The organism is Streptomyces sp. NPDC048441, assembly GCF_043200235.1.
Lineage (GTDB): Bacteria > Actinomycetota > Actinomycetes > Streptomycetales > Streptomycetaceae > Streptomyces.
Map to the genome: position 1 here is coordinate 153,995 of NZ_JBICXM010000018.1, position 10,380 is coordinate 164,374.

At 70.7% G+C, this 10,380-nt stretch carries 10 protein-coding genes; 4 read left to right on the forward strand and 6 right to left on the reverse strand.

Translation table 11 applies throughout. From position 1 onward, the window contains the following. Positions 1-117 precede the first annotated feature (117 nt). A complete protein-coding gene (locus ACGFSB_RS33840) occupies positions 118-1,293 on the reverse strand; it encodes a DUF6777 domain-containing protein (RefSeq protein ID WP_393407348.1) in 1,176 nt (391 codons plus the stop codon). Positions 1,294-1,505: 212 nt separating this feature from the next. Between ACGFSB_RS33840 and ACGFSB_RS33845 the strand changes: the two genes are divergently transcribed. After that, positions 1,506-2,771 carry a streptophobe family protein gene (locus ACGFSB_RS33845; protein WP_393407381.1) on the forward strand — a complete coding sequence of 422 codons (1,266 nt, stop codon included), beginning with the start codon at positions 1,506-1,508 and terminating at the stop codon, positions 2,769-2,771. On the opposite strand, the gene ACGFSB_RS33850 is transcribed toward ACGFSB_RS33845, so the two are convergent. Genes ACGFSB_RS33850 through ACGFSB_RS33870 form a run of 5 tightly spaced genes read right to left on the reverse strand, consistent with a single transcriptional unit; the run spans position 2,768 to position 8,351 of the window. Continuing rightward, positions 2,768-3,781, reverse strand: coding sequence for a serine/threonine-protein kinase (locus tag ACGFSB_RS33850; protein ID WP_393407350.1), 1,014 nt, complete (start codon positions 3,779-3,781; stop codon positions 2,768-2,770). The genes ACGFSB_RS33845 and ACGFSB_RS33850 overlap by 4 nt on opposite strands. Next, a complete protein-coding gene (locus tag ACGFSB_RS33855) occupies positions 3,778-4,551 on the reverse strand; it encodes a hypothetical protein (protein ID WP_393407352.1) in 774 nt (257 codons plus the stop codon). Before ACGFSB_RS33855 ends, ACGFSB_RS33850 begins: the two co-directional genes overlap by 4 nt. Before the next feature lie 6 nt (positions 4,552-4,557). After that, positions 4,558-6,924, reverse strand: coding sequence for an FHA domain-containing protein (locus ACGFSB_RS33860; RefSeq protein WP_393407354.1), 2,367 nt, complete (start codon positions 6,922-6,924; stop codon positions 4,558-4,560). A 59-nt stretch (positions 6,925-6,983) separates the two neighbouring features. Then, the gene (locus ACGFSB_RS33865; RefSeq protein WP_393407356.1) at positions 6,984-7,610 is read right to left on the reverse strand and encodes a YigZ family protein; all 627 of its coding nucleotides are present in this window, start codon (positions 7,608-7,610) and stop codon (positions 6,984-6,986) included. Positions 7,611-7,664: 54 nt separating this feature from the next. Further along, the gene (locus ACGFSB_RS33870; RefSeq protein ID WP_393407359.1) at positions 7,665-8,351 is read right to left on the reverse strand and encodes a transcriptional regulator; all 687 of its coding nucleotides are present in this window, start codon (positions 8,349-8,351) and stop codon (positions 7,665-7,667) included. 119 nt (positions 8,352-8,470) lie between these two features. Between ACGFSB_RS33870 and ACGFSB_RS33875 the strand changes: the two genes are divergently transcribed. The 3 genes from ACGFSB_RS33875 to ACGFSB_RS33885 all read left to right on the forward strand — a co-directional run bounded on the left by ACGFSB_RS33875 (position 8,471) and on the right by ACGFSB_RS33885 (position 10,289). After that, on the forward strand, positions 8,471-8,926 hold the full coding sequence (locus ACGFSB_RS33875; RefSeq protein WP_393407361.1) for a tellurite resistance TerB family protein: 456 nt from the start codon (positions 8,471-8,473) through the stop codon (positions 8,924-8,926). A 324-nt stretch (positions 8,927-9,250) separates the two neighbouring features. Beyond that, on the forward strand, positions 9,251-9,826 hold the full coding sequence (locus ACGFSB_RS33880) for a TerD family protein (protein WP_393407363.1): 576 nt from the start codon (positions 9,251-9,253) through the stop codon (positions 9,824-9,826). A 55-nt stretch (positions 9,827-9,881) separates the two neighbouring features. Continuing rightward, positions 9,882-10,289 (forward strand): CoA-binding protein, encoded by a 408-nt coding sequence (locus ACGFSB_RS33885; RefSeq protein ID WP_393407366.1) that lies wholly within the window; start codon positions 9,882-9,884, stop codon positions 10,287-10,289. Positions 10,290-10,380 lie beyond the last annotated feature (91 nt).

Here is a 10,380-nt window from a genome sequence, read left to right on the forward strand (position 1 = left end):
GCTCCGGCCCGCATGGCTGCCCCTCCTACGCCACCGGATCCAGCGCCGCCCCAGCACGGGCCTCGCCGACAGCACCCACCACGCTAGCGCCTTGTCACCCCTGCTCGATCACGAACCTCAATCTGTCGCCGGCGACGACGGCGGCACCGACTGGTCCTGGGACGAGGGCGGCTGCGCCGGCTCCGAGGAGGGAGTCTGGGGCGCGGACGACGAAGACGGCGCGGACGGCTCACCGGAGGACGGGGAGAGGGACGGCGACGGAGTCGGCGAGGAGGACTGGTTCACCGGCGGATCTGTCTTCGTGTCGCCGCCACCCGTGTCGCCCTTGTCACGCTCGAACCAGTCGCCGGTCTGTGGGTCGTACATCACGAATACGTTCACGACCCGCACGGCGGGCGCCACGACCACGACGTTCGACGACCGGTAGCCGGGCCATGCGTCGCCCGTCCGCTTCGGGCTCTGCTGCGCGACGGGAGGCGCCAGCGGGTTGCCGCAGGCACAGCGCACGCGCGGCACGCCGCGGTCGTCGACGAGCACGGCGGTGCCTGCCTGGAGTACGGCCTGGTAGCTGGTGGCGGAGCCGTCGCGGTAGCCGTGGTTGGTGACGCGGGTGTCCATGCGCAGCTGTACGGGGGTGAGCGCACGGAGGTACGCGGGGACGGCGGACGTGTCGATGTCGAGGACCGATGCGAACGCGATGCTCTTCGCCCGGTCCCCCTTGAGAGCACTGATCTGCTTCTCCACGTCGCAGCTGCCGATCTTGCGTGTCCCGCCGTAGAGGCCGGGTGCGGAGCCTTCGACACCGCGCGTCACGTTGGCCGACGCGGACGCCGACGAGGTCGGCAGCGCGGTCGGGGAGGGCGGCGGGGAGTCGCCGTCCCGGGCCGTCGACTCGGTGAAGGGATCAGGACCCGACTTTCCGGCGGGCTGGAGGATGACCTCGCCGCCGGATTCCGATGTGCCGCCGTCGGGGCGGGTGAGGACGACCGTCAGCACCACCGCGGCCACGAGCACGAGGGCGATGGCCGCTACGCGCGGCGCCGACTTCCACCAGGGGCGTTCCGGTTCCGGGGTCCCGCCGGGGCCGTCGTCCTCCGGTCCGTCGGATCCCCCGCCGCTCGGCGGCTCGCTCGGGGGGCCACTCGGGGGACCCGACGGCCGTTCGCCGCTGGGTGGCGGTGTCGCACCGGGCGGGGTCGCGGCCGGCTGGGTGTCCCCGGGCTGCGAAGGACCCGAGAGCGGTCCTGAAGGGGGGCCTGTGGGGCGGCCGGACGACGGCGGTTCGACGCTCACGAGCTCTTCTTCCCTGCGTAGGGGACCTGCACCTGCGGCGTAACGGCTTCCGCCATGCTTCAGCCGTTCCTGGCGGCTCGCAAGCCGACGCGCGTGCGACCCCGTCCGACGCGCGTCGGACGGGGTCGCAGGCGCGTCGGACGTGGTCGGACACGGTCGGCCCTCCCCTAGGGGCGGGCCGACGAAGGGCTGCCTAGCGTGACAACGTGACCGTGACCGACCAGAAACCGCGCATCACCCCCCACGGCTGGCTCCACGCCGTCGTGGCCGTGCTCGCCGCGCTGGTGGCCATGGCCGTCGTCGCCGCGCTCGGACTGTGGGCCGCCGGGGCGGCCGATCTGCCCGGCGGCGCGTTCCCGAGCGTGGTCGCCGCCGTCGTCGTGATGGCGGTCGGCGGCTCCGTCGGGCTCTCCGGCGACGCCGGGGCGATCGCCGAGACGGACGCGGGGCTCTCCGTGCTCCCCCTCTCGGTCGGTCTCGCCGGGGCGCTGGTCATCGCCGCCGGATTCCTCAGGCCGCTGCGGCACCGGGCCGTCGCTCACGCGGGCGAGCTCGCGGGATGGGCCGCGCGGATCGCGGTGCTGTGGGTCCTGCTGCTCATCGGCCTCGCCCTGCTCGCGCGCCACCGGTTCACCATCGAGCTCGGGGAGGGAACGGCGGGTGACATCGGCGACCTGCTCGACGCGTCCCCGCGGGTCGGTTTCGAGACCGACGTACCGCTGACCCTCGTGTTCGGGCTGCTCTGGCTCGTGGGCGTCATCGCCGTGGCGCTCCTTGTCTCGCGCGGGGCCCCGCTCCCCGGCCGCCTCCTGCGCTTCCAGGAGTCGGTGCGCCCCGCGGCCTTCGCCATGGTGGTCCTGCTGCTCTCCTACGTGGCTCTCGGCCTGGTGATCGGCCTGGTCGTGACGGCGACGAAGGGCCATGCCGCCCAAACGCTCGCGGTGCTCCTTCTCGGGCTTCCCAACCTTGCCTGGCTCGCTTTCACTCTCGGGCTCGGCGTCTCCTGGGAAGGCCGCGTGGAGGGGCCGTTCGGACTGCCCATGCCGCGCGTACTCGACGACGTACTGCGCACTCCGGACGACTCCACGCTCGATCTCCATACGCTCTCCGAGCACGACGGCCGGGTGTGGTGGCTCCTTGGCGTCGCGGCGGCGCTTGTCCTGTGGGCCGCGTTCCTGATGGCGGCGCGCTCACCGGCCCGGATGCGGGCCTGGCAGCACGCGGTGCACATGGCGGTGGCGCTGACCCTCACCGTGCTTGCCGTCTGCCTGCTCGCCTCCGTCAAGGCCCACTACGGCCTCTCCCTCCTCGGCATCGGAGACCTCGGCGGTGGCCTCTCCGGCCGCGTGGAGCTGCGGCCGCACCTGTGGCGCGCGCTGATCCTCGCCGTGGCCTGGGGCCTGGTCACCGGCTTTCTCGGCGGGCTGCTCGCGCGGCGGGTGCACCGGCGGGGCGAGGTCGAGCCCGGCCAGAGCTAGCCGGAAAGGCTCCGGAAGACGGGCCGTGCCCAGTCGGGCGGCTCCGGGGGTGTGCCCGATTTCGGCGGTGCTCCCACGACCTGGAGGTCCACCTGGGTGGGCGGGTGGCCGTCCGCGCTGCCCGTGGCCGCGGCACGCAGAGCGGACACGAACTCCAGGCAGGAGCCGTACCGATCCTCCGGGCTCTTGGCCAGCGCCTTCGCGAGGACGCCGTCGAGGGCTTCTGGAACGTCGGGGCGTATCTCGGTCAGCAGGGGCGCCTTGTCGTACTGATGGGCCCAGAGAAGCGCCATGTCGTCGTCGCGCTGGAAGGGCGGCCCGCCGGCCATGGTCTCGTGGACGACACAGGCGAGGCTGTAGACATCGCATCTGCCGTCCACCGGGCGCCCCGAGATCTGCTCGGGCGCCACGTAGTCGAGGGTCCCGACGAACTGGCCCACGGTCGTGAACCCGGTCAGGGACAGCGACTTCTTCGTGAGGCCGAAGTCCGTGAGGTAGACGTGCTCCGGGTGGTCACTGTCCGTGCCCTTGGCGACAAGGATGTTGCCGGGTTTGACGTCGCGGTGGACCAGCCCGTGGTCATGCGCCGCGTCGAGCGCCGACGCGACCTGCGCGGCGATGCGGAGGGCGGCTCCGACGGGGAGCGGGCCCGCGCGGTCGAGCAGATGGCGCAGGTCGAGCCCGGGAACGTAGCGCATGGCGATGTACAGCACGCCGTCCGTCTCGCCTGCCTCGAAGACCGGCACGATGTGCGGATGCTCGATCGCGGCGGCCACGCGCGACTCGTGGGTGAAGCGCTGCCGAAAGGTGTCGTTGCGGGCGAGCTCGGGGGCGAGCAGCTTCAGGGCGACGGTGCGGTCCAGGCGCAGATCCCTGGCGCGATAGACGACAGCCATCCCGCCCCGCCCGATCTCACCCTCGACGCGGTACCCCGCGATCTGCGCCCCGATCAGCTCGGACGGCCGCCCGGAGTACGGGCTCTGGCTCGCTTCGGGCGGTGCGGGACTCATCGGGCTTCACCGGGCCGATGCGGCGGGTCGGGGGCGGGCGGAACGATGCGGGTGGGTTCTTCGGCGTACGGAGCGGGGGCTTCGGCGTACGTAGCAGGGGCTTCGCCGGACGGAGCAGGGGCTTCGCCGGACGGAGCGGGGGCTTCGCCGGACGGAGGCTGGGCGGGGGCGGCATCGGCCGCGGTCCCGACCACCTGCGTCGGCTCCGGGCCCGCCGCGCCACCGGTATCAGCCTCCGCTTCGCCCGTGTCCCCCGTGTCCCCCGTGTCCCCCTCGCCCCGGACGCTCGGACGGCCCCCCGTGGCGTACGTACTCAGCCGCGTCCCGTCGCAGTACACCCACCGCTCGTGCTCGGCGTCGTAGAGCCACACCGATTCGCCGTCCACCACCATGCCCACGCGCAGTCCATGGGTCCGCCGGCGGAATGACTCGCCGTCGGTCCCGCCGGTCGACAGTTCCTCCGCCGCGCTCCGGTAGCGGCCCACCGCTTCCTCGGCCCTGGCCAGCAGTGGACGCGGGTCCGCCGTGCGGGTCAGAGGGTGGCCCGCGGCCGGTGGAGCAGGCGGTACGGCGATGAGAAGGCGGCCGTCGACCCAGGCCGACCAGCCGTTGGCGCAGACAATCTGGGCCCAGTCACCCAGCCGGTCGACCAGTTGCACGGGCAGCAACGCGTCCAGCGGCACCGTCGGCCGGTTCACGTCCGGCGTCTCCCAGGCGGGCAGCCCGTCCTGGGGGACGACATGTGTGGGGCGGAAGTCCGTAGTGGTCATCGCGTCCTACTTCCGCATGACTGCCGGTTCGTGCCGTCGCAGCAGCCTGGCGACCACGTATCCGAAGACGACCGACAGGGCCACCAACATGCCCATGTTGATCAGCCACACGCCTACGGAGTGCTTGAACAGCGGGTCGGCCGTCAGCTCCCCCGGGACGATCCTGCCGAGACCGATGGTCCCCGCCATCGCGCCGAGGGCCCACCGCGAAGGCACGAGCCACGCCAGCTGCTCAACACCCGGCACCCCGTGCAGTTTCAGGAGTGCGCCGCAGAACACCACTTGGACGATGGCCAGGAGCACGAGCAGCGGCATCGTCACCTCCTCCTTGCGCACCAGGGCCGAGACGAGGAGGCCGAGCATCATGGCCGTGAATGCCAGGAGGGCCACCGCCACCGTGATTTCCACCAGCGGTGGCAGGAGCACGCCTTCGCCGCCGGGTGCGTTGAGGTCCACGCCGAGCAGGGCGACCAGGGTGAGGACGACGGCCTGGAGAACCGTGATCGCGCCCAGCACGACGACCTTGGACATCAGGTACGCCGATCTGGAGAGCCCGACAGCCCGTTCGCGCTGGTAGATGACGCGCTCCTTGACCAGTTCCCGTACGGCGTTGGCCGCGCCGGTCAGGACTCCGCCCACGCAGAGGATGAGCAGCGCGTTCATCGCCGTCTCCTGCGTCAGCTTGCTCCCGGCGAGCGCGCGGGCCATGGCACCCATCACGAACGGCAGCGCGATCATGATCGCGAGGAACGTCCGGTCGGCGCCGAGCGCGGCCGCGTACCGCCGCACCAGGGTCCTCAGTTGGGACCCCCAGCTCTGCGCCTTCGGCGGCGGCGCGAAGGCGGTGACCGGACCTCCGCTCCCCTGCGGCAGGAGCGGCTGCGTGGACGCGTTCACGATGTACTGCTGGTGGAACGGCGAACCCTGGTATTCCGACGCCCAGTCCCGCTCGCGGTCCCCCTCGAACGCTTCGAACGCCTCCGGCCACTCCTCGAAGCCGAAGAACGGGAGCGCGTCCCGCGGCGGCCCGTAGTAGGCGATCCTGCCGCCCGCCGCGAGCACGAGGAGCCGGTCACACCCGTCGAGGCTGAGCACGCTGTGTGTGACGACGACGACCGTCCTGCCGTCGTCGGCGAGGCCGCGCAGCATGTGCATCACCGAGCGGTCCATGCCGGGGTCGAGTCCGGACGTCGGCTCGTCGAGGAAGAGCAGCGACGGCTTGGTGAGGAGTTCGAGTGCGACGCTCACCCGCTTGCGCTGGCCGCCGGAGAGGCTGTGGATGGGCTGGTCGACGCGTTGCTCGAGGCCGAGCTCGCGGATGACCTCGTCGACCCTGGCCCGGCGCTCCGCCTTCTCGGTGTCCTCGGGGAAGCGCAGTTCGGCGGCGTAGCCGAGGGCCCGGCGCACGGTGAGCTGGGCGTGCAGGATGTCGTCCTGCGGTACGAGACCGATGCGCTGACGCAGCTCGGCGTAGTCGCGGTAGAGATCGCGGCCGTCATAGAGGACGGTGCCGTCGTCGGCGGGACGCTGGCCGGTGAGGGCGTTGAGGAGGGTGGACTTCCCGGCGCCGCTCGGCCCGACGACGGCGAGCAGGCACTTCTCACCCACGGGGAACGAGATCCGGTCGAGCAGCGTCTTGCGGCCCCGGTCGACGGCGACCGTCAGCTCCTGCACGTCGAGCGACACCTCGCCCGTGTCGACGTACTCCTGGAGCTCGTCGCCCATCAGGCAGTACGCGCGGTGGCCGACGCCGACGATGTCTCCGGGCGCGACCGGGGCGCGGGCGACCGGCTGGCCGTTGAGGTAGGTGCCGTTGTGGCTGCCGAGGTCGACGATCTCGTACGTGCCGTCAGCGAGGACCCGCAGCTCGGCGTGGCGGCGCGAGACGACCAGGTCGTCGATGACCAGGTCGTTGTCGTCGGCACGCCCGATGCGGACGGTGCGGGCGGGCAGTGGGCGTACGGTCGTCGGCTGCCGGAAGGTGCCGGTGGCCGATGGCGTATGGACGCCGGAGGGGCGCTCGGGAGCGGCGGGGGCCGCGGGGGCGGGAGGCGCGCGGCCGACGAGCACCGCGCGCGGGCCGTCGGCGACGCTGCCGAAACGGATGACGCTGCCCGGTCCGACGCCCCACTCGTGGACGCGCCGCCCGTCGGCGTACGTGCCGTTCGTGCTGTGCTCGTCCTCGATCGTCCAGTGGTCCGCCTCGGCGTGCAGGACGGCGTGGTGCCACGACACGCGGGCGTCGTCGATAACGACGTCGCTCAACGGGTCGCGCCCGACGTGGTAGTCCCTGCTCGGACTCATCACCGTGGAGCCGGTGTCGGTCTCGAGGACGAGCTCGGGCGCAGTCGGCGCTATAGGCCGCTCTCCCATGACCCGAATTCTACCTATTCGTACAGATTCACGCCTGGGGTCGAGCCCGCAAGGGGGCGTCAAGCGTCCCCGTACGCCTCTCCCCCGAGTTCGAACACCGCGCTGCCCGCGGTCGCGTCCGCCAGCCACGCCTTGAAGGCCTCGACATCGGCGTCCGGAAGGCCGATCTCGATGGCCACCGCGTCCCCGTACCGCACGTCGCGCACCTCGCGCCCCGCCGATCGGAGATCGTTCTGGATCTTGCCCGCGCGCTGGTGGTCGACGGTGACGGTGGCGAGCCTGAATCGCCTGCGGGTCAAGGTGCCGACCGCGTCGAGCGCCTCGCCGACCGAACCTCCGTAGGCCCTGATCAGTCCACCCGCGCCAAGTTTGACCCCTCCGTAGTAGCGGGTCACGACGGCGACGACGTACCGCATGTCACGTCGGAGCAGCATCTGGAGCATCGGCACGCCCGCGGTGCCGCCAGGCTCCCCGTCGTCGCTCGCCTTCTGCACCCCGGCGTCGGCCCCGATGACGTACGCGAAGCAGTTGTGCGAAGCGGACGGGTGCTCCTTGCGGATGCGCGCGACGAAGTCCTTGGCCTCCCCCTCGGTGGCCGCGGGCGCGAGGGCACACAGGAAGCGCGAGTGGTTGACCTCGGTCTCGTGCACGGCCTCGCGGGCCACCGTGCGGTATTCGTCGTGCATCCCGCCAGAGTAGGCCGCGCTCATACGTGGCGGATTTCGCCCCTCCGTCACGCGCTACGCCGGTTCGGCGAGTGTCTCCCAGAACATCGCTTCGTAGCGCTGGAGCAGCTTCCCGTGGCGCAGGGCCGTGCCCGTCGTGTCGAGGCCGCCGCTCTGAGCCCGAACCTGGTCAACTCCCGCCTGTACCGCGGCCAGTGCCTGCCGCTCCAGTTCGGGCGCGGGTTCGGCGAAGAAGGCGAAGAACGCGCAGGACTCCTCGCTGAAGCCGTAGTGGGCGGGCAGCGCCCGGGTGAGCGTCGCGCAATAGGCGCCCCAGGCCGCGAAGTTGGCGGTGAGGGCGAGGACCACGTCGGCGGGTGTGCCGTTCAGGGCTAGCCAGGCGACGTACGCCGGATAGGCCTGACAGCCCGCCCGCGGTTCGTACGCGTCGGCCTCGGCCTTGTCCACGCCGCAGGCCGCGACCAGGGCGTCGAGCCGCTCGAAGGCCAGGGTCTCCCCCTCGGCGAGCGTACGGAAGAAGGCTTCGCACTCGGCCTCCCCGGTGGCGGCCGAGCGGTCGGCAAGATGCAGGAAGGAGCGGCGGTCGGCGGGGATCACGGAGCGCTGCTCCAGGGCGAGAGCGGTGATCACGGAACGGTTCGCCGTGCCGTCCGCGAGCCACGGGACGAGTGGATTGGCCGCCGGGTCCGGTGCGAGCTCCGTCGCCACGGCGTCGAGAAGGTCCTGCGCTGACCGCGTCATCGTCCAACTCCTGGTCTTCGTCTTCGTCCGGAGGAACTTTTCAGCTCGGCGGAACTTCTCAGCTCCCTGGCTAGTTTCTACGTTGCTGTAGATATACGAGATCAACGTATGGAGTTCTCATGGCCCTGTGGGACCGCGTCAAGGAATCCGCATCGACGATGCAGACCCAGCTCATGGCGAAGAAGAACGACCTCCAGAGCGGCGCCTTCCGCGACTCCAGTATGGCGATGTGCGCCCTGGTGGCAGCCGCCGACGGCTCCATCGACCCGGCCGAGCGGCAGCGCGTGGCCCAGCTCATCGCCACCAACGAGGTGTTGCAGAACTTCCCCGCCGCCGAGTTGCAGCGCCGCTTCGACGCCAACATCGACAGGCTGATCGCCGACTTCGCGATGGGCAAGGTCAGCGTGTTGCAGGAGGTCACCAAGGCGAAGAAGAAGCCCGCGGAGGCGCGTGCCGTGATCCAGATCGGCATCGTCATCGGCGGCGCCGACGGCGACTTCGACCGGACCGAGCAGGCCGTGGTGCGCGAGGCGTGCTTCGCTCTGGACCTGCCGCCGCACGAGTTCGACCTCTGACGGATCCGGCGGATTGATTCCGCCGACTCATCGGATTCAGCGAGTTCAGTGAATTCAGCGGATCCATAGGGGGCTTGCGGCCATTCGCCGCGGGCCCCCTACGTCATAGGGACCACCGAAGGCGGGGCTGCGGCTCCTCGCGCTCACGCTGCGCCACGCCAGTTCCTGACGACGCTCTTGACGGCCCCTCGAGGAGCGCCACATCGTAAGCGGGACGCGGTATCGGGACGCGGTACCCCGGCAACTTCTACAGTGCTGTAGTTTTTAACCCCGGCCCTGACCACGGCCGGTACGCACTTCACCTCAGGACTTCAGGAGGACATCGTGGGAGTTTCCCTGGCCAAGGGCGGCAATGTCTCGCTCAGCAAGGAGGCCCCCGGCCTCACCGCCATCCTGGTCGGCCTGGGCTGGGACGTCCGTACGACCACCGGCACGGACTACGACCTGGACGCCAGCGCACTGCTCTGCGACGACTCGGGGAAGGTCGTCTCCGACCAGCACTTCATCTTCTACAACCAGCTCAAGAGCCCCGACGGTTCGGTCGAGCACACCGGCGACAACCTCACCGGTGAGGGCGAGGGCGACGACGAGGCCGTGAAGGTGAACCTCGCGGCGGTCCCCGCCACGATCACGAAGATCGTCTTCCCGGTGTCCATCCACGACGCCGAGAACCGCGGCCAGAGCTTCGGCCAGGTCCGCAACGCCTTCATCCGCGTGGTCAACCAGGCCGACAACGCGGAGATCGCCCGCTACGACCTCTCCGAGGACGCCTCGACCGAGACCGCCATGGTCTTCGGCGAGCTCTACCGCCATGGAGCCGAGTGGAAATTCCGCGCGGTCGGCCAGGGTTATGCGAGTGGGCTGCGCGGCATCGCGTCGGACTTCGGCGTGAATGTCTGACGTACTCGTCGCGTAGTCATGGCTGTTCGACCATAGGCGGCAGAAGGAGCGGGGCGTGTACGGCGATCCGGCAACAGTGCGCAAGATCCTGACGGAGCTCGGAGACACCTGGGCGGTCGTGGGCCTGTCCTCGAACCAGGAGCGGGCGGCGTACGGAGTCGCCGGTGTCCTACAGCGCTACGGAAAGCGCATCGTCCCCATTCACCCGAAGGCCGAGACGGTGCACGGCGAGCAGGGCTACCCGTCCCTCTCCGCCGTGCCCTTCAAAATCGACGTCGTCGATGTGTTCCTCAACAGCGGCATCGCGGGCCAGGCCGCCGACGAAGCCGTGACGATCGGCTCGCAGGCGGTCTGGTTCCAGCTGGGCGTCGTCGACGAGGCGGCGTACGAGAGGACTCGGGCCGGGGGCCTGGAGATGGTGATGGACCGCTGCCCGGCGATCGAACTGCCGATGTTGCGCTAGTGACCTGAGTCTGAGGTTTGGCGTTAGTTCGGTATGAGTCGTCCGGGTCCGAAGATTCCGCCGTTGTCGGTGACCGATGCCCAGCGGGGTG